This is a genomic window from Streptomyces sp. NPDC050636, assembly GCF_040654775.1.
Taxonomy (GTDB): domain Bacteria; phylum Actinomycetota; class Actinomycetes; order Streptomycetales; family Streptomycetaceae; genus Streptomyces.
The window spans coordinates 234,766-252,076 of sequence record NZ_JBFAIP010000005.1; the positions used below are offsets into that span (position 1 = coordinate 234,766).

The 17,311-nt window shown below is 70.9% G+C and carries 18 protein-coding genes; 7 read left to right on the forward strand and 11 right to left on the reverse strand.

The window, feature by feature from the left end; all coding sequences use genetic code 11:
* Window positions 1-160 precede the first annotated feature (160 nt).
* From AB0I10_RS08225 to AB0I10_RS08240, 4 genes are all read right to left on the reverse strand, one after another.
* Entirely contained in the window at window positions 161-472 is a 312-nt protein-coding gene (locus AB0I10_RS08225) for a hypothetical protein (RefSeq protein ID WP_363151522.1), read from the reverse strand.
* 259 nt (window positions 473-731) lie between these two features.
* Complete coding sequence (locus AB0I10_RS08230; protein WP_363151523.1) at window positions 732-1,202, reverse strand: hypothetical protein; 471 nt, start codon at window positions 1,200-1,202, stop codon at window positions 732-734.
* Between the two features lie 351 nt (window positions 1,203-1,553).
* Window positions 1,554-1,985 carry a hypothetical protein gene (locus AB0I10_RS08235; protein ID WP_363151524.1) on the reverse strand — a complete coding sequence of 144 codons (432 nt, stop codon included), beginning with the start codon at window positions 1,983-1,985 and terminating at the stop codon, window positions 1,554-1,556.
* A gap of 1,440 nt (window positions 1,986-3,425) precedes the next feature.
* Window positions 3,426-4,283: a 3-hydroxybutyryl-CoA dehydrogenase gene (locus AB0I10_RS08240; RefSeq protein ID WP_363151585.1), complete on the reverse strand. Its 858-nt coding sequence runs from the start codon at window positions 4,281-4,283 to the stop codon at window positions 3,426-3,428.
* Between the two features lie 171 nt (window positions 4,284-4,454).
* Here AB0I10_RS08240 and AB0I10_RS08245 point away from each other — a divergent pair, with 171 nt between their 5' ends.
* Complete coding sequence (locus AB0I10_RS08245; RefSeq protein ID WP_363151525.1) at window positions 4,455-5,705, forward strand: family 10 glycosylhydrolase; 1,251 nt, start codon at window positions 4,455-4,457, stop codon at window positions 5,703-5,705.
* A gap of 57 nt (window positions 5,706-5,762) precedes the next feature.
* Here AB0I10_RS08245 and AB0I10_RS08250 read toward each other — a convergent pair whose 3' ends face one another.
* Together AB0I10_RS08250 and AB0I10_RS08255 are read right to left on the reverse strand one after the other, a co-directional pair.
* The gene (locus AB0I10_RS08250) at window positions 5,763-5,972 is read right to left on the reverse strand and encodes a DUF1918 domain-containing protein (RefSeq protein WP_363151526.1); all 210 of its coding nucleotides are present in this window, start codon (window positions 5,970-5,972) and stop codon (window positions 5,763-5,765) included.
* Between the two features lie 258 nt (window positions 5,973-6,230).
* Window positions 6,231-7,193, reverse strand: a complete 963-nt coding sequence (locus AB0I10_RS08255) for a DMT family transporter (protein WP_363151527.1) — start codon at window positions 7,191-7,193, stop codon at window positions 6,231-6,233.
* Here AB0I10_RS08255 and AB0I10_RS08260 point away from each other — a divergent pair.
* The 4 genes from AB0I10_RS08260 to AB0I10_RS08275 all read left to right on the forward strand — a co-directional run bounded on the left by AB0I10_RS08260 (window position 7,192) and on the right by AB0I10_RS08275 (window position 10,899).
* Window positions 7,192-8,700 carry a PLP-dependent aminotransferase family protein gene (locus AB0I10_RS08260; protein WP_363151528.1) on the forward strand — a complete coding sequence of 503 codons (1,509 nt, stop codon included), beginning with the start codon at window positions 7,192-7,194 and terminating at the stop codon, window positions 8,698-8,700. The two genes, AB0I10_RS08255 and AB0I10_RS08260, sit on opposite strands and share 2 nt — an antisense overlap.
* Before the next feature lie 198 nt (window positions 8,701-8,898).
* Complete coding sequence (locus AB0I10_RS08265) at window positions 8,899-9,351, forward strand: GNAT family N-acetyltransferase (protein WP_363151529.1); 453 nt, start codon at window positions 8,899-8,901, stop codon at window positions 9,349-9,351.
* A 100-nt stretch (window positions 9,352-9,451) separates the two neighbouring features.
* On the forward strand, window positions 9,452-10,021 hold the full coding sequence (locus tag AB0I10_RS08270) for a histidine phosphatase family protein (protein WP_363151530.1): 570 nt from the start codon (window positions 9,452-9,454) through the stop codon (window positions 10,019-10,021).
* 98 nt (window positions 10,022-10,119) lie between these two features.
* A complete protein-coding gene (locus AB0I10_RS08275; RefSeq protein ID WP_363151531.1) occupies window positions 10,120-10,899 on the forward strand; it encodes a hypothetical protein in 780 nt (259 codons plus the stop codon).
* 559 nt (window positions 10,900-11,458) lie between these two features.
* Here the strand turns inward: AB0I10_RS08275 and AB0I10_RS08280 are convergent.
* Window positions 11,459-11,911, reverse strand: coding sequence for an SgcJ/EcaC family oxidoreductase (locus AB0I10_RS08280; RefSeq protein WP_363151532.1), 453 nt, complete (start codon window positions 11,909-11,911; stop codon window positions 11,459-11,461).
* 94 nt (window positions 11,912-12,005) lie between these two features.
* Window positions 12,006-12,959, reverse strand: coding sequence for an alpha/beta hydrolase (locus AB0I10_RS08285; RefSeq protein ID WP_363151533.1), 954 nt, complete (start codon window positions 12,957-12,959; stop codon window positions 12,006-12,008).
* A gap of 127 nt (window positions 12,960-13,086) precedes the next feature.
* Between AB0I10_RS08285 and AB0I10_RS08290 the strand changes: the two genes are divergently transcribed.
* Window positions 13,087-13,632 (forward strand): PadR family transcriptional regulator, encoded by a 546-nt coding sequence (locus AB0I10_RS08290; RefSeq protein ID WP_363151534.1) that lies wholly within the window; start codon window positions 13,087-13,089, stop codon window positions 13,630-13,632.
* Between the two features lie 12 nt (window positions 13,633-13,644).
* Here AB0I10_RS08290 and AB0I10_RS08295 read toward each other — a convergent pair whose 3' ends face one another.
* The 3 genes from AB0I10_RS08295 to AB0I10_RS08305 form a co-directional block, all read right to left on the reverse strand.
* Entirely contained in the window at window positions 13,645-14,400 is a 756-nt protein-coding gene (locus AB0I10_RS08295) for a helix-turn-helix transcriptional regulator (RefSeq protein WP_363151535.1), read from the reverse strand.
* A 145-nt stretch (window positions 14,401-14,545) separates the two neighbouring features.
* Window positions 14,546-15,634 (reverse strand): class I SAM-dependent methyltransferase, encoded by a 1,089-nt coding sequence (locus tag AB0I10_RS08300; RefSeq protein WP_363151536.1) that lies wholly within the window; start codon window positions 15,632-15,634, stop codon window positions 14,546-14,548.
* Window positions 15,635-15,938: 304 nt separating this feature from the next.
* Window positions 15,939-16,160: a hypothetical protein gene (locus AB0I10_RS08305; protein WP_363151537.1), complete on the reverse strand. Its 222-nt coding sequence runs from the start codon at window positions 16,158-16,160 to the stop codon at window positions 15,939-15,941.
* 91 nt (window positions 16,161-16,251) lie between these two features.
* Here AB0I10_RS08305 and argC point away from each other — a divergent pair, with 91 nt between their 5' ends.
* Window positions 16,252-17,280: an N-acetyl-gamma-glutamyl-phosphate reductase gene (gene argC, locus AB0I10_RS08310; RefSeq protein WP_363151538.1), complete on the forward strand. Its 1,029-nt coding sequence runs from the start codon at window positions 16,252-16,254 to the stop codon at window positions 17,278-17,280.
* Window positions 17,281-17,311: the final 31 nt, after the last annotated feature.

The window sequence follows — 17,311 nt, forward strand, 5'->3', positions numbered from 1 at the left end:
GCCATTCGGAGCCTCGTGAGTGCTCAACCGGCTTGCGTCGGCGCAGAGCCATGCCCATGCCAGAGCCTACCCAAAGGCCCTTGTGGTCCCTCAACTCTGTTGTGTCACAGTGCTGCAGCAGACATCCGGTCCAAAGCCGTCCAGCCCTCAGGCGGCAGCCCTAGCCATTGGACCGGCGCAGGCTGCGGTACAGCTCGATCGCGGAGTCCGGCGGAAAGTTGGGGACATAGGTGACGGCTCCGTCGCTTTTGGAGATCACCATGTGACTGCCACCCAACGGCGCCTGAGTGCCGGGCGGGGGTGGGGGCATGACGGCGTGTACGAGGAAGCCGATGTCGAACTCCGCCACGTACAACGGTGCCGGGTTTCCTTCCAGATCCAGTACTTCGAATCGGGCGCGAGCGGCAGCCAATGCCTCTTCGGCAGTGGCGGGGATGGGCTGTACCGGTTCTGGCGCGTCGGGATGCGACACGGACTCTCTCCTATCAGTGAAGGGGCGGCTGTGGGTCAGGCGCGGTCATGCGGTTGAACTCGGGCTTGGCGCGGGGCAGTTGGCCGTCGAAACGTCGAAACGTCGAAATGTCCCAACGTCGAAACGTCGAGCCGGAGCCGAGCCGACGCCGAAACCGATACGGCGCAAACTCTCGACCCTGGCTGCCGCGACCGTGCTGCTGTGGCGGCCCTGCAACCCCGCTGTACGGTCGCCACACGCCCCCATGGTGCGGGCCGTGTCACTTGCTCGTGGACTTCAGAATCTGAAAATCGCCGCCGAACTGGTTCTCCGGTTTGTGCTCCTTGATCAGAGCGTTGTTGAAGTCCTCGTTCTCCTCGTGGTTCTTCGCCATCCGCTCCAACGCCTTGCCGATTTCGTTGAGCTTGGTGGCAAGGTGCTCCATCGAGTCCGTCATGCCGTCGCGCAGGCCTTCGTAGACCACGCCGAACTTCTCGCCGAGCTCGTCGTCACCCCACGGTGGGGTGCCTGCCTTGTCGCTGAAGGTGGTCAGGCCCTTCCAGGCGTCCTGGGCGACACTTGAGAACGTCGTCTCCTTCGGCGCTTCGCCTCCGCCGCCTCCACCGTCACCCTGCGCGGCCAGGCCGTTCTTCAGCTTGGCGGTCGCCTGGTAGAAATCCCTGCCGATCTCGGAGAAGCTCTTCCCCTCGGCCTTCAGCATCTCCGGATTGCTCTTGAACCCGTCGCCCATGACTGCGCCCCCGTTCACCAACCGGCGTCATCGAGCTGCCGGTTCACGTCCGTTTCATGTCTGTGCCAGCGTACCCAGAGGCACTGACAAGCCCTCAACCCCTGGGTGTCACAGTGCTGTCCCGGGGGCGTCCGGCCGATACACCTTCCGAGACAAAGCATTCGCCGTGTTCGGGGTAGCCGATGTCGAACTCGGCACCCGCAACGGCGTCTGGGCGCCGTCGCCCGGTAGGACCGAAGAAGGGGCGGGCCATTTCGAGGGCCTCCCCATCCTTCGCCGGTAGGCGGTGCGCCGGCGAGACGGCCCGAGCCTCCGTGGGCACGGGCCCTTGGTCCGTATCCGGCCCCGGGCTCAACCCCGGTGTCCACCCCGCCCCCGCTTCTTCGGCCCCGTGACCAGGTTGGTCGAAGGACCGTCGTGCTCGGCGCGCTCCTGCTGCTCTTCCTCGTCCCGCTTGCGCTCCCACTGCTCGCGCTTCTCGCGCTCGGCCTCGCGGTCCTCCATGGTCTGCGACTCGGCGGCGCGGCGGATCTCGGTCATGCGGTCGCCCAGCGCGTCCATGTAGCGCTCGTTCTTGATGGCGTCGGCCATTCCCATACGTCCCGACAGGATGCCTTGGGCCATCTCCTGGAGCGGTCCGCTCACATTGGGGTTGTTGGCCAGAGTGCGCAGCGCCTTGTGGAGGCTGTGAGCCTGCTCTGGGTCCTGCGCGACGTCCCTCAGCTCGGAGTCGTCGATCTCCCGCTCGCCCGGTCCCGGTCCGCTTCCCGGCCTGTTGGTCATGAGAACCCCCATCGAGCCCAGAGGGCCGTTCGCGCGCACCGAACGCGGCTTTCGCACTCGCTACAGCCTGCTACAACTGTTGACGAGCCTAGGGCCTGTCCGATGGGTCATGGCCGGGCCCGTGGCGTCTGGCACGGAACCTCGCGGCGTTGCCGAAACGTCCCAATAGCTCCGCTATCGGGCCGCTCCGGCGCCTTGCGATGCTCCACCGTAGCCCTGAACGGGCACGGGAGGTGCCCCCACCACCAGACGCCGCGGCCTTTCCGACCCTGACCCATCGGACAGACCCTAGCCAGCCGACCGTTCGGACCGTCAACCCGGGCGCATCCGCGCACCGCTCGCCGTGCTCCCGCACCTCTCCCGTCCCAGTCCTGTCCCGATCCGGTGTCGGCCTCGTACCCGCCCACATTCCGTTCTCCACACAACCTTGGCCAATGGGGCACAACCAGGAACTGGTGCCGAATACAAGGCCCGGACCCGTGTGCTGGACCTGATCAAGCCGTGTCGCAATGCCCTTCACTTCAGGGTGATGCCCTTGAGAAGCCGTATTCCTATCGATCACGAGGTCGGTTCTGATCGAGCAGGGTGCCTGGTCGAGTGATCTTCGCGGGTGGGTGCATGAAGGCAGGGCCTCTGGTGCAGCACGAGGATTGGGATGCCAACTCGTGAGACCGGCGGCCCTGTTGATGCGGCTGTACGCGGTTTCGCCCTCAGGGTTCAACAGGGCGCCGTCGGCGTGCGGTTGTCTCGCGCACCGGTTCGGGAACGCGGCCGACCGGCCGGAGAGGGTGCGACGGTATCCATCGGACATGAGCGACGCGGAGTGGGCGGTGGTGCGTGACGCGATGCCGGTTCTGGCGTGGCTGGAGGGTCGGGGCGGGCAGCCGGAGGCTACTGTCACCGGCAGATGATCGGGCCAATGCCGCGAAATTCAGGGCCCGTTGGCGGTGTCAAGGCCTCATGGAGCTCGCCTCGACGTTGAATATTTTGGGCAGCGAGGGCACCAAGATCCGTGGCTCGCTCGGGGCGAAGGCGTGGGCCATACGGCGGCGCAGGATCTCGGAGGCCGACGGGGCCGCGCAGGCGGCCACCGAGCGGATGTCGCTTCCCGTGGTGGGGCTGTTCGCCGCATTCCCGATGGATCGGGCACCACGCCGGCGAGTCCGACAAGTCTCTGACCAGGCAAGACCGGGCCGAGCCTGATCACGGATCATCACCCGTCACGATCTTGCACCACCTCGTAATGCGTAGGTCTCAGGTTCGGAGCCTGTCACCCGTGAAGCAGGCCGGGTCCCCGCGCATTCCCCGTTGGCCGGGTGAGGATGCGGATGAGGACCTGGCGGGCACCGCGAGAGCTACCCGACCGCGGCACCGCCGCCAGGCGCCGCTCCGGGTGAACCAGCCCTGGAACAGCGCCACTTGGCGGCGTCCCTGCACTCCCTAGTAGGAGTAGAACCCCGACCCCGACTTGCGGCCCATCCGCCCCGCGTCCACCATCCGCTGGAGCAGCGGCGGAGCGGCGTACAGCGGCTCCTTGTACTCCTCGTACATCGAGGCGGCGACCGAGGCGACGGTGTCCAGGCCGATCAGGTCGGACAGCTTGAGCGGGCCCATCGGGTGGGCGCAGCCCAGCTCCATGCCGTTGTCGATGTCTTCACGGCTGGCCATGCCCGACTCGAACATCCGGATCGCGGAGAGCAGATACGGGATGAGGAGCGCGTTGACCACGAAGCCGGAGCGGTCCTGCGCGCGGATCGCGTGCTTGCCCAGCACGTCCTGCACCAGTGCCTCGGCGCGCTTGATGGTGTCCTCGCCGGTGGTCAGCGCGGGGATCAGCTCGACCAGCTTCTGCACGGGGGCCGGGTTGAAGAAGTGGATGCCGATGACCTGGTCGGGGCGCGAGGTCGCGACTGCCAGCTTCACCAGCGGGATCGACGAGGTGTTGGACGCCAGGATCGCGTCCGGGCGGGTGATCACCTGGTCGAGGACCTGGAAGATCTCGGTCTTGACCTGCTCGTTCTCCACCACGGCCTCGATGACGAGGTCGCGGTCGGCGAATTCCCCGAGGTCGGTGGTGAAGCTGAGCCGGCCGAGCGTCGCGTCGCGTTCCGCGGCAGTGATCTTGCCGCGTTCGGCGGCCTTGCCGAGGGAGTTGGTCAAGCGGGTACGGCCCAGCTCCAGGGCTTCGCCGGTGGTCTCGGCGACCATGACGTCCAGCCCGGAGCGGGCGCACACCTCGGCGATGCCCGCGCCCATCTGGCCGCAGCCCACCACTCCGACGCGTGCGATGTCGGTGATTGTGTCCGTCACCTCGTACCTTTCGCTGATCTTCAGGACCGGCGGTGTGCCGTAAGGGTCCGGCGCCCGCCTCGGCCCCGACGTTACTCCGCACGGTGCTGTGCTCCGGGCGTCGGGGCGGGCATCCTGAGCCCTGAGTACGGGACGAACCGGACATGTTGGGGGCATTACATGAGGCGGATCACACGGCGCGGGTTCACGGTGGTCGCGCTCGGCGCGGCCTCGTCGTTGTGCGGAACGGGCGCAGCCGGCCCGGCGGGCGCCACGGTCGGGGACCGGGTGAGTGATCACCGTCCGCCTCGGCGCGAGCTGCGGGGCATGTGGCTGGCGACGGTCGCCAACCGCGACTGGCCCTCCGCCCCGGGGTTGGACCCCGCCCAGCAGCAGAACGAACTGCTGGCCCACCTCGACACGGCCGCAGCACGCCGGCTGAACACGGTGTTCTTCCAGGTCCGGCCCACCGCCGACGCCCTGTGGCCCTCCCCGTACGAGCCCTGGGCGCAGTACCTCACCGGCGAGCAGGGCAGGCACCCCGGCTGGGACCCGCTCGGCTTCGCGGTCCGCGAGGCGCACCGGCGCGGCCTTGAGCTGCACGCCTGGTTCAACCCGTACCGGGTGGCGAACCACACCGACCCCTCCCGGCTGGTGCCGTACCACCCCGCACGCCGGCACCCCTCCTGGGTGCTCCCATACGGCGGAAAGCTCTACTACAACCCCGGGCTGCCGCAGGTCCGCCGCTTCGTCGAGGACGCGATGCTGGATGCGGTACGGCGCTATCCCGTCGACGGGGTGCACTTCGACGACTATTTCTATCCGTATCCGGTCGCGGGCCAGACCTTCGACGACGACGCGGCGTATGCGGCGTACGGCGCGGACTTCGCGGACCGCGCCGACTGGCGGCGGGACAACATCGACCGGCTGGTGCGGGAGATGGGGCGGCGGATCGCCGGTACCGGGCGCCGGGTGCGGTTCGGCGTCAGCCCGTTCGCCGTCTGGCGCAATCGCGCGACCGACCCGGAGGGCTCCGGTACCCGGGCCGGGACACAGACCTACGACGATCTGTACGCCGACACCCGCCGCTGGGTGTGCGAGGGCTGGATCGACTACATCGTGCCGCAGGTCTACTGGCACATCGGTTTCGCAGCCGCCGACTACGCGGAGCTGGTGCCCTGGTGGTCGCGGACCGTGTCGGGCACCGGCGTGGACCTCCATATCGGCGAGGCGCTCTACAAGGCGGGCGACCCGGCGCAGCCGGCCGCCTGGCAGGATCCCGCCGAACTCTCCCGCCATCTGACCTTCGCCCGCGACTTCCCGCAGGTCGGCGGGCATGTCTTCTTCTCGGCGAAGGAGGTCGCCGAGGATCGGTCGGGCGCCATGGCCCGGGTCGTACGCGACCACTACGGCGGCGTGGCGCGGCCGTAGTGGCACGGGTCCCGGCCAGGGGGAGTCCGGTGGGGTGGGTCGGTGACGACGGGTCCGCTACCGGATGGTGCGGCTACGAGTGGACTTGTGGTGCTGGACGACCGAGTCGGGACCGGGAGACATGATCGACTCATGCCCGTCCTCGGCGCGGACGCGGTAAGGCGGATCGCCGTGCTCCCCCAGCACCTCGATGATCTCGACGGCGTGGTCCTTCTGCCCGACGGTCCTGCCGTGCACCACGAGCCGGTCGCCCTTGCTTGCGTGCATCAGGGGTGTCCTCCCGCTTCGGGCGGCCGTGTGACCCGGACGGCCGACAGCGCGGCGGCCGAGCGGTGGAACGGCCTACGGTTTGCGGGCCAGTGGGACGGCCCGGACGGCATACGTGCCGTCGCGGCAAGTTTACGTCCGGGGGCCGATGTCGCATCCGGTGCGGATCGGACCGGGCGGGAGCCGGCCGTGGCGCGATCGCGGCGAGGGCCTGGTGCGCGGGGATGCCGCGTCCGTCAGCCGTCGGTCAGCCGCCCGTCAGCCGCGCGTCCGCTGGGTGACGGCGATGCACACCAGGACCGCCAGCGCCGCGACGGGTGCGGCCGGCGGCAGGTGCTCGCCGAGCAGCAGTACCGACCACACCAACGTCAGCAGCGGCTGGGCGAGCTGGAGCTGGCTGGCCTTGGCGACGCCGATGGCCGCCATCCCCCGGTACCAGGCCACCATGCCGAGGAACGTCGAGCCGGTCGCCAGCCACAGCAGCCCGCTGACCGAGTGCGCCGTGAGGTGCAGCGGCTCGGTGGACAGCGCGACGGCCGCGCCCGCCAGCGTCAGCGGCAGGGCCAGCACCAGCGCCCAGCCGATCACCTGCCACCCCGGCAGATGGCGGGCCAGCCGGCCGCCCTCGGCGTAACCGGCCGCGCACACCAACAGCGACCCGAACAGGAACAGATCGCCGGAACTCATCGTCCCGCCGCTCTGCTGCACCGCGAAGCCGATGACGACGACGGCGCCGGCCAGCGAGGCGATCCAGAAGGCGCGGGACGGGCGGGCGCCGGTCCGTACGGCCGAGAAGGTGGCGGTCGTCAGCGGCAGCAGGCCGACCACGACGGCCGCGTGCGAGGTGGTGGAGGTCTGCAGGGCGAGGGTGGTCAGCAGCGGGAAGCCGAGTACGACGCCGCCCGCCACCACCGCGATTCCCGCCCAGTGGCGCCGCTCGGGGACACGGACCCGGAACGCGACCAGGCAGCCGCCGGCGAGCGCCGCGGCCAGCACGCTGCGGAGCGTCACCACCGTCCAGGGGCCCATGCCCTCCAGTGCCCAGGCGGTCGCGGGAAAGGTCAGCGAGAACACGGCGACGCCGAGCGCTGCGAGGAGCGCGCCACGGGCGAAGGGGGTGCTGGGGGCGGCCGGGGAGGCGGGAGCGGAGGGGCTCGGGGACGCGGCCGGGGCGATGACTGCTATCGCAGCCGGTGCGATAGCGCTATCGTTGTCTCTCATGCAAGAGCGTAGCAGTGTCGCCGAACTGGCCGCGATTCTTCGTAATGGACTGAACCGCTACTCTCCGGGAGAGAAGCTGCCGTCGAGCCGTGCCCTCGTGGAGCGGCACCGTGTGAGCCCGGTGACGGTTTCCCGGGCGCTCGCCGAGCTGGCCGCCGAGGGGCTGGTCGTCACCCGGCCCGGCGCCGGGGCCTTCCGGGCCGAGCCGCGCGGCGAGGCGCCTCGGCCGGTCGACACCTCCTGGCAGGAGATCGCGCTCAGCGCCGAAGCGGCCGGCGACCATGTGCCGCGCAGCGTCGACGCATCGGGCGTGCTGGCGACCCTCGCCGCCCCCGCCCCCGGCGTCATCGAACTCAACGGCGGCTATCTGCACTCCGATCTCCAGCCCGAACGCGCCCTCGCCGCGGCGCTCGCGCGCGCCGGGCGGCGGCCGGGCGCCTGGGGCCGGCCCCCGGTCGAAGGCGTACCGGAGCTGCGCGCCTGGTTCGCGCGGGAGATCAGCGGCCCCGGCGGTGCGCTCGCCGCAAGCGACGTCCTGGTCACCGCCGGCGGTCAGAGCGCGCTGACCGCCGCGCTGCGCGCGCTGGCCCCGCCCGGCGCGCCGGTGCTCGTCGAGTCCCCGACGTACCCGGGCATGCTGGCCGCCGCCCGCGCCTCCGGCCTGCGCCCGGTACCCGTACCGATGGACGCGGACGGCGTACGCACCGATCTGCTTGCCGACGCCTTCCGGGCCAGCGGCGCGCGGGTCTTCGTGAGCCAGCCGCTGTTCCAGAACCCGACGGGCGCGGTGCTCGCCGGGGAGCGGCGGCGCGAGGTGCTGCGGGTGGCGCGCGCGGCCGGCGCGTTCGTCGTCGAGGACGACTTCGCCCGGCGGCTGGTCCACGACGACGCGCCCGCGCTGCCGCCGACCCTGATGGCGGACGACCAGGACGGCACCGTCGTACATGTCTGCTCCCTGACCAAGGCCACCTCGCCCAGCCTGCGGGTGGGCGCGTTGGCCGCCCGGGGCCCGGTCCGCGACCGGCTGCGTGCCATCCAGGTCGTCGACAGCTTCTTCGTGCCCGGCCCGCTCCAGGAAACCGCTCTGGAACTCGTCGGCTCGCCCGCCTGGACCCGCCATCTGCGCCTGATCTCCGCCGAGTTGACCGTACGCAGGGACGCCCTGGCCACCGCCCTGCACCGGCAGCTGCCCGCCCTCGTCGGACAGGGGTCCGGGCAGGGTGAGGCGCACGGCCTGGGCCGTCCCCAGGAGGGCGGGCTCTTCGTCCCGCCGGGCGGCTATCACCTCTGGCTGCGGCTGCCGGACGGTACGGACGAGGAGGCGCTGACCGGCGCGGCACTCCGCGCGGGCGTCGCGGTCGCGGCCGGCCGCCCCTATTTCGCCGCCGAGCCGCCCGCCCCGCATCTGCGCCTGAGCTTCGCGGCCGCGGCCAGTGCGGGCGCAGTCACCGAAGGTGTCCGCAGGCTCCGCGCGGCGTGCGAGGAGCTGGCGGTTCCGACGGGCTGACGCTTCCTGTGGACTGAGCATTCCGACGGGCCGGGGGTTCCCGCAGGCCGACGGTTCCTATGGACTTGTGCTCACTCCGTACCGGCAGTTCCGACGGGGGCGGGTCGGCCTCGAACGGGCCACCCCGCCACCCGGGCCACCGGCCGTCACTCGCCACACGGTTCGACGCCGGCCCCGCCCTTCTGCGAACCTCGCGGCATGAACGATCACGCCCTCGACGGCTACGAGATCTCCACCGACCCGGCCCGCCTGGACGCGGACCTCGTCCACCACTGGCTGTCCACCGACGCCTACTGGGCTCTGGACCGCCCCCGTGAACTGCACGACCGCGCCGTCGCGGGCTCACTCAACTTCGGCCTGTACGCGACCGGTTCGGGACGCCAGGCGGCCTATGCCCGGGTGGTCACCGACCGCGCCACCTTTGCCTGGCTCTGCGATGTGTATGTCGCCCGCGACGACCGGGGCAAGGGTCTGGGCACCGCTCTCGTCGAGGCCATCGCCGACCATATGACGCCCTGTGGGCTGAGCCGGATCACGCTCGCCACCAAGGACGCCCACGGTGTCTACGAGAAGGTCGGCTTCCGGAGCCTGGTGTCGCCGGAACAGTGGATGACCTTGGGGCTGATCGATCCGGGCCCTATCGACATCTGACCCGTCCGCGCCGATTCCAGTCATTCCCTCCACTCCCGCCCTTTCTTCCTCATCCGATGAGAGGGGTTGATCGGAGCGGCCGTCCTCTTACCATCAGCGAATGAATGTTCGCCTCAAGCTGCTCGCCGCCGCCCGCAGCTCCTCGCTGCTTGAGACGCGGTTCGACGACGACCGCCCGCTCGACGCCGCCGGATGGCACGAGGCCGAGCGCGCCGCCCCCGTCCTGTGCCGGCTCGCCGCCGCCGAGCTGCGCTACCGCTCGCCGTCCGCGCGCTGCCGGGAGACCGGGGACGCCCTCGGTCTCACCCCGCTGGCCCAGCCGGCGCTGCGGGACTGCGACATGGGGCGCTGGCGGGGCCGGACGCTGGGCGAGGTGGCCGCCGCCGAGCCGCGGGCGGTGGACGCCTGGCTCGCCGACCCCCGCTCCGCGCCGCACGGCGGGGAGCCGTTGATGGCCTTCATCACCCGCGTCGGCGGCTGGCTGGACACCCGGCCCGCCAACGAGGGCGCCGGACTGCTGGCCGTTGCCGACCCCGGGGTCGTCCGTGCCGCCCTGGTCTATGCGCTCCAGGCGCCGCCGCACACGTACTGGCGTATCGACGTCCAGCCGCTGTCCGTGACCACCCTGACCAGGCGGTCCGGCGCGTGGAGCCTCCAGCTGGAGGGGTGAGCCGGGCTCCGGGGGCTCCGGACGGGGCGGTCGGCTCCCGCCACCCGTAAAGCCCAGCCGGAGGTGCGGGCGCCGGGCCCGGGCGTTTCGCTCGGTGTATGCAGATACGCCACGTGATGCAGACGAGCCCTGCCCTTCGATACGCCTCGGTGGCCGGCGCCCTGGCGGCATCCGTCACGCTGTCCGGCGCCGCCACCGCGACCGCCACCGTGACGGACACCGCCTCCGGCGACCCGAAACAGGTGATCATCCAGCCCGATGCGGTGGCGCCCGGCGGCGACTTCTCCGTCTTCGACGGCGGCAACTGCACAGGTGAGTCCGGCGAGGCCAGCTTCGAGGGCGGGAGCATCCCGACGCTGCCGCTGTCCATGCTGAACAACCAGGTCGGCGGTACCGGCACCGTGCCGCAGACCACCAAGCCCGGTACGTACAAGGTCACCGTCACCTGCGGCGCCGCCGCTCCCGACCGGCCCGGCGAGGAATCGAGCGAGAAACCGGCGGACGAGGGCGCCCAGGCATACGGCGCAGAACAGGGCGTACAGCAGGGCACGGGTAAGGATGCAGAACAGGGGGCGGATGAGGGTGCAGAACAGGGCGCAGAACAGGGCACGGAACACGGTGCCGAGGAGGGCAGGGAGCACGGCGACGGTCAGCACAAGTTCACCGGCACCCTGACCGTTTCGGGGACGGCCGCGGGCGAGTCGCGCACGGCGGGGGACTCCGAACAGGTCGTCCCCGGAGGCGGTTCGAACACCGGCCTCGGTGGAGGTTCCGGCTCCGGTCTGAACACCGGCATCACGGTGCTCGGCGGCACACTGCTGGCCGGCGCGGTCGGCTGGGCAGTCGTCATCCACCGCCGCCGGACCCGCGGCGGCTGATGTCGGAGGGGCCCGCCAGGACAGGCCCTGGCTTGGGGTGAGACAACCAGGGGGAGGTGAGGTCCGTGAAGTACCGACTGCGGACTCTGCGTTTCGACGCACAGGAATTCAAGTGGACCGCGACGGCAGGCATCCGGCACGACACGTCGGACTGCAAGCGGATCGTCCGGCTCCGTGTGTGGGGCAGCGGCGGAAAGAACGGCCGGGTCCTCGACGCCCTGCTGGTGTCGGCGAGTCCGCCGGGGCCGTGGGGAGCGTGCACGGACGATGTGTACCCCACGCCGCGTGATGTGCGGACGGTGATCGAGTACGCGCTCACGCGGGGCTGGGATCCGTCCGCCCGCGGCGGCACGTTCACCCTTGCGGCCGACGGGGACGGCGAGGGCCCGGCCGACCCGACAGGTCTGGCGACTTCACGCTGTAGCCGCGCGTGCCCGCCCCGCGCCACACGCACCAGAACCTCGTCGACGAGGCCCGCGTCGAGGCACTGGCGGGCCGTGTCGGCGCCCAAGGGATCGCGCGGCCGGCCGGGAGCACGGGCGCCCTGGGGTTCGGCGCCCTACGGCTTCAGATCGAGGGCCGCCAGCCCCGACCCGTCCATCAGGAACGGCACCGAGTCATGGGTATGCGTGATCTTCCAGGTGCCGTCGATCTTGCGCAGGCCGACGGTCGCCCGGCTCCACAGCTCCACCTCGTGGCCGTCCGCCTTCGTCCCGTGCATCCGGTTGATGCTGTGGCTGAACGCGACATCGTCGCCGACCGTGATCTCGACCTGGCTGAGCGATATCTCGATGGCGCCGTCCCAGGTCGCGTACCAGGCTTCCACGGCCCCTTGGTCCAGCGCCTCCGAGCCCCTGAGCTGCAAGGGAGGGGCGAGGTCGAACTGCACGGCATCCGGTGTGCAGTAGCCGAGAAACCGGCGCGCGTCGCGCGCCGTCGTCGCTGCCGCGCGGTCCTCCAGGAGCGCACGGATCCGGGCCTCGTCCGATTTCCGCTCGGTATCGGTGGTCATGGCAAACCTCCCGTTGACCGGCGCCGCAGCGCCCACGTCCGTGTTCACACGGGTAGACGCCGACGGCCGCCGGAACTCATCGGCCGCCCGCCGGTCAGTCCTCCGCCAACGCGACGCGGAGCGCCGCCAGCCAGTGATCCGTGGTGCGCCGGGCCAGGGCCGTCTCGGGTGCGTACGCCTCGAACAGATGCCAGGCGCCGGGGACGTCCTTGACCTCGACCGGCACATCCGCCTCCGCCAACCGGCGGGCGTAGTCGAGCCCTTCGTCCCGCAGCGGGTCGAGTCCGCAGGTGAGGACGTACGCGGGCGGAAGCCCGGAGAGGTCGGTGGCGCGCGCGGGCGCCGCGTACGCGGGGACGTCCGGGCCCCGGTCGGCGCCCAGGTAGTTGTCCCAGGTGTGCCGGACCCCGGCGCCGTTGGTGATCCGCGGGTCGTCGATCCGCACCATCGAGGCGGTCCGCGCCCGGTCGTCCAGGCAGGGGATCAGCAGTGCCTGGAAAGCGATCCGTGGCCCCTGGCGGTCACGGGCCATCAGGCACACGGCGGCGCTCAGGCAGCCGCCCGCCGACGCTCCGGTGACCGCCATCCGCCCGGCGTCGATGCCGAGTTCACCGGCGGTCGCGGCCATCCACTCCAAGGCGGCGTAGCAGTCCTCGACGCCTGCCGGATACCGGTGTTCGGGAGCCAGCCGGTAGTGCACATTGACCACGACCGCACCGGCCGCCACACAGGCGTCGCGCGCCATCGGGCTGGGCCCGTCCAGCTCCCCGTACGCGAACCCGCCCCCGTGGAGGTAGAGCACGCCCGGCAGGACGCCTTCGGCTCCGGCAGGGCGCAGCACCTGCGCGTCGAGTGTGTTGCCGTCCGGCCCGGGAATGGCCGTGTGCTCGATGGTCACCCGGGGGTCGTTGCCGGGAATCCGCGCTCCCAGAAATGCCTTGAAGCCCGCGCGCGTCGCCTCGATGTCGGTGTACGGGTTCGTGGGCCGCTCCGTCATGGCGGCCAGGGTTTCGGCCAGTTCCGGATGAACCTTCTCGTGCGCGATCACGCCGCTCACCATCCCCCTCCGGAGATCCCGTCCGGGATCGTCCACTGCTGAATCATCTCATTGATATGGTCTCAACGGGATGGAAGATATGGTCTCATTGAGATGGTGTCAAGGGGAGGGAGCGGGGATGGCGGAGTACAGCCCGGCGAGGTATGTCGTGCTCGGTCTGATCGCCCGGCACGGCCCCATGACGCCGTACGAGCTGAAGGCGCGGGTCGAGGACGACATCCAGCCCTTCTGGCCGATCCTGCATGCGCAGCTCTACCGGATTCCGCCGGAACTGGCGCAGGCCGGCCTCCTCCGGGAGGAGGCCGAAGCGGGAGGCCGCCGCCGACGGATCTTCCATCTCACCGACGACGGTCGTACGGCTCTGGAGCGCTGGGTGGCCGACCCGGACACCGGCGAACCGGAAACCCGCGACCCGGCTCAGCTGAAACTCTTCTTCGCCGACCTCGGTGCCCCGGCGGACATCGTGGCCCTGGCCACCCAACAGGCCGCCCAGCACCGCAAATGGCTGACGCACTACCAGTCGCTGCGTGCCGAGCTCGAACCGGCAGAGGACTCCCGGCAATCGGCCCGCGCGCGCCTGCTGAGGCTCGGTGTGCTGCACGAGCAGACCTATGTCGACTTCTGGGAATCCCTGGCCGCCGACCCGGAGCGGCTCGACGACTGAAGGGCCGGGCGGTCACGCCAGCCGCGCCGGCACCCCGCGCGTCAGCCAGGCATTCGCCGCCTCGACCCGCCCGCCGACCCGGAGCTTCGCGTACGCGTGCTCCAGGTGCTTGTCGACCGTGCGCGGGCTGATCGACAGCCGGTGCGCGATCTGCTGGTTCGTCAGACCGTGGGCGAGCAGCGCGAGAACGGCGGATTCGCGACGGGTGACCAGCTCAAGTTCCGTTCTGGGAACGGGTGTTGGCGGGGCGAGCCGGTGCAGGACGCGGCTGAGCCGGGTGCGCAGCAGCTCCGCCGCCGCCACGTCGTCTTCGGTGAAGTCGCTGCCGCTGCGCCCCAGCGCGACACAGACGCTCCGCGGCACCCCGGCCGCGTAGCCCGCGGGGAACGACATCGCGAGCTGCTGCTCGGCGCCGACCGGCCGGTACACGTCGGCGTACACGGCCAGTGAGTGGTACTCGCTCCGGGTCTGCAGCGTCGAGCGGCGCATCGGCACGCCGCTGCCGACGGTGGTGTGCGCGACGAGGCAGTCGTCCGGCGACTCGCGCGTGAACGCTTCCAGCAGGTCCTGGCTGAGCAGGTCCGACGGCAGGGTGAGCAGCGGGTGGACCGGGTCAGGCCGGGGCGACCAGACGATGGTGTCGCTCGGCAGGGCGCGCAGCAGCAAGGGAAGCAGCGCCGGCACGAGAGTGTCCTCGTCGACGGCGTCGATCAGGAGGTCAACGACGGCGAGAATGCGTCGCAGGCCGACCTCCGCGGCCGCACTCATGTTTCCAGCGTGGCCAGCGGGTCAGGGCGAGTCAAGGGACACCCGGCCCCCGGTCCCCGGCCCAAACGGTCCCGCCCCACAAGGCCGCGGACCAAGGGGGACACCCGGCCGGCCGGGGGAAGACCGGCCGGGCGCGTCGGTCGCGTTAACGGCCGACGTCATAGACGCGGTTGACCGGGCTCTCGGCGGCGAGCCGCCAGCGGTGCAGCCCGGCCTGTTCCGCGAGGTCTTTCATGGCCTCCTCGCCCGCGTGGTTTCCCAGCGCCTGCGGGCCGTGCTGGGCCAGCGCGGCGGGCAGGCAGACGACGACGGAAGCGGAGGTCAGTGCACGGCCGATCGGATTGGCGTTCTCCTGGACGTCCGCTGAGGCGTTGGGTTCGACGATCAAGCAGGTGCCGTCGTCGGCCAGGGCCCGCTCGGCGCAGCGGAGGGCGCCGAGTGGATCGCCGGTGTCGTGCAGGCAGTCGAAGAAGGTGATCAGGTCGTAGTCCTTGCCCGGGAAGTCCTGTGCGGTCGCCACGTGGAACCGGGCCCGGGCGCTCAGCCCCTGCTCGGCCGCGATATCGCGGGCTGCTTCGACGGAGGGGCGGTGGAAGTCGAAGCCGTGGAAGTCCGATGCGGGGAACGCCTGCGCCATGAGCATCGTGGAGTAGCCGTAGCCGCACCCGATGTCCGCGACGCGCGCGCCGCGCTCCAGCTTCTCCACCACACCGTCCAGCGCGGCCAGCCACTCCGGTACCAGCGCGGCCGTATAGCCGGGCCGGAAGAACTTCGCGGTGCCGGCGAACAGCGCCGGTCCGTGTTCCTCCCACCCCACACCGTCGCCGGTGCGGAACGCGTCCATCAGGGCGTCCTCGGTGGCGTAGAGGGCCTGCAGCATCGTGTAGAAACCGGCGGCGTAGCTGGGCTGTTCGGGGTCCGCCAGTACGGCGGCGTGCTCGTCGGGCAGCAGGTAGGTGTCGGTGTCGGGCGCGTACGTCACATACTCGCCGGCCACCTGGGCGGCCAGCCATTCCCGTACGTAACGCTCGACGAGCCCGGTCCGGACGGCGAGCTGTGCGGAGGTGAGCGGACCGGCGCCGGCCATGGCCGCGTAGAGGCCGAGCCGGTCGCCGAGTGAGGTGCACAGTCCGGCGGCCGCGGCTCCGCCGTCGGTGATCACCCGTTCCAGGAAATCCCTCACCCGGTCCTGGTCCAGGTCTGCGCCGTGTTGGACGTCCGCGGAAGTCGCCATGCCCTCACCTCCTCGTCCTCCTCCTACTGCACCAGCGCGGGCCGGGCTTCCGCCATACGGGATTCGCCGTATGGGGCACGTGTAAGGAGATGTCCGACACTTGAGGCACAGGGATGCGACAACGCTCGTGATGCGCACGAGGTGCCGCGGCACGCCTGAGTCGCGGCGCGGTGGGGTCGCGGCGCGGTGGAGCCGACGGGGTGAAAGGCGTGAGGGGCGGCCCCCGGGCAGCGGTGGCCGCAGCCGCTGCCTGGACAGCGGATGTGGGTTCCCGGAAGCCCGGGGCCGGGGGAGGGCGTGGCGTCTAGAGGCTGGTCATCTTGCTGTACGGGCTTGTGATCCGCTGCTGCATCGAACCGAAGTCGACAAGCACCGCGATGCCTTCCTCGATGGCGGTGACCCGGCCGAGGCCGTACACGTCGTGGGAGACCCGGCTACCCACGGTGAAGTGCTTGTTGGGTGGCGCGACCGGACTCTTGAAGGGGCTGGTGGGCAGGTGGCGTCTGGAAACCGCTCGCTTTGTCATTAGCGCCAGTATGCGCCCACCGCACCGGCAAACCAGCCGTTGCATAAAACTACCTTCTTCCGTATAGTCATGCCATCGATGAGGAGGGTCCATGACGGTACGAGCAGCAGTGGCCGGTGCGAGCGGGTACGCAGGGGGTGAAGTGCTGCGTCTGCTTCTGGGGCACCCGGAGGTGGAGATCGGCGCGGTGACCGGGTACTCCAACGCCGGACAGCGCCTCGGAGCCCTGCAGCCGCATCTGCTCCCGCTGGCCGACCGGGAGCTCCAGCCCACCTCGGCCGAGGTGCTGGCCGGACACGACGTCGTTTTTCTCGCGCTGCCGCACGGACAGTCCGCGGCCGTCGCCGAGGAGCTCGGGCCCGATGTGCTCGTCGTCGACTGCGGCGCCGACTTCCGGCTCCAGGACGCCGCGGACTGGGAGACGTTCTACGGCTCCGCTCACGCGGGCACCTGGCCGTACGGCCTCCCGGAGCTGCCCGGGGCCCGTGCCGCGCTCCAGGGGGCCAAGCGCATCGCGGTCCCGGGCTGCTACCCCACCGCCGTCTCGCTCGCGCTCTTCCCCGCGTACGCGGCCGGCCTCGCCGAGCCCGAGGCCGTGGTCGTCGCGGCCACCGGCACGTCCGGGGCGGGCAAGGCGCTCAAACCGCATCTGCTGGGGTCCGAGGTGATGGGCTCGATGAGCCCGTACGGCGTCGGCGGCGGGCACCGGCACACCCCCGAGATGATCCAGAACCTGAGCGCGGTGGCGGGCGAGCGGGTGGCGGTCTCCTTCACCCCGACCCTCGCCCCCATGTCGCGCGGCATCCTCGCCACGTGCAGCGCGAAGGCCAGGCCGGGGACGACCGCGACGGAGGTCCGTACCGCATACGAGAAGGCGCTGGCCGACGAGCCGTTCGTACGGCTGCTGCCCGAGGGCCGGTGGCCCGCGACCGCGTCCGTGTACGGAGCGAACTCCGCGCAGATCCAGGTCGCGTACGACGAGGCCGCCGGCCGGATCATCGCGATCAGCGCCATCGACAACCTCACGAAGGGCACCGCGGGCGGCGCGGTGCAGAGCATGAACATCGCCCTCGGTCTCGACGAGACCACCGGACTTTCGACGATCGGAGTCGCGCCGTGAGCGAGCGCAGCGAGGGAACCATGGAAGGGTG

Excerpts from the sequence above, each read along its gene's own strand:
- AB0I10_RS08230 (WP_363151523.1), bottom strand. The coding sequence starts at position 1,202 with ATGGGCGACGGGTTCAAGAGCAATCCGGAGATGCTGAAGGCCGAGGGG.
- AB0I10_RS08235 (WP_363151524.1), bottom strand. The coding sequence starts at position 1,985 with ATGACCAACAGGCCGGGAAGCGGACCGGGACCGGGCGAGCGGGAGATC.
- AB0I10_RS08245 (WP_363151525.1), top strand. The coding sequence starts at position 4,455 with ATGAGGCGGATCACACGGCGCGGGTTCACGGTGGTCGCGCTCGGCGCG.
- AB0I10_RS08250 (WP_363151526.1), bottom strand. The coding sequence starts at position 5,972 with ATGCACGCAAGCAAGGGCGACCGGCTCGTGGTGCACGGCAGGACCGTC.
- AB0I10_RS08260 (WP_363151528.1), top strand. The coding sequence starts at position 7,192 with ATGCAAGAGCGTAGCAGTGTCGCCGAACTGGCCGCGATTCTTCGTAAT.
- AB0I10_RS08255 (WP_363151527.1), bottom strand. The coding sequence starts at position 7,193 with ATGAGAGACAACGATAGCGCTATCGCACCGGCTGCGATAGCAGTCATC.
- AB0I10_RS08265 (WP_363151529.1), top strand. The coding sequence starts at position 8,899 with ATGAACGATCACGCCCTCGACGGCTACGAGATCTCCACCGACCCGGCC.
- AB0I10_RS08270 (WP_363151530.1), top strand. The coding sequence starts at position 9,452 with ATGAATGTTCGCCTCAAGCTGCTCGCCGCCGCCCGCAGCTCCTCGCTG.
- AB0I10_RS08275 (WP_363151531.1), top strand. The coding sequence starts at position 10,120 with ATGCAGATACGCCACGTGATGCAGACGAGCCCTGCCCTTCGATACGCC.
- AB0I10_RS08280 (WP_363151532.1), bottom strand. The coding sequence starts at position 11,911 with ATGACCACCGATACCGAGCGGAAATCGGACGAGGCCCGGATCCGTGCG.
- AB0I10_RS08290 (WP_363151534.1), top strand. The coding sequence starts at position 13,087 with ATGGCGGAGTACAGCCCGGCGAGGTATGTCGTGCTCGGTCTGATCGCC.
- AB0I10_RS08295 (WP_363151535.1), bottom strand. The coding sequence starts at position 14,400 with ATGAGTGCGGCCGCGGAGGTCGGCCTGCGACGCATTCTCGCCGTCGTT.
- AB0I10_RS08300 (WP_363151536.1), bottom strand. The coding sequence starts at position 15,634 with ATGGCGACTTCCGCGGACGTCCAACACGGCGCAGACCTGGACCAGGAC.
- AB0I10_RS08305 (WP_363151537.1), bottom strand. The coding sequence starts at position 16,160 with ATGACAAAGCGAGCGGTTTCCAGACGCCACCTGCCCACCAGCCCCTTC.
- argC (WP_363151538.1), top strand. The coding sequence starts at position 16,252 with ATGACGGTACGAGCAGCAGTGGCCGGTGCGAGCGGGTACGCAGGGGGT.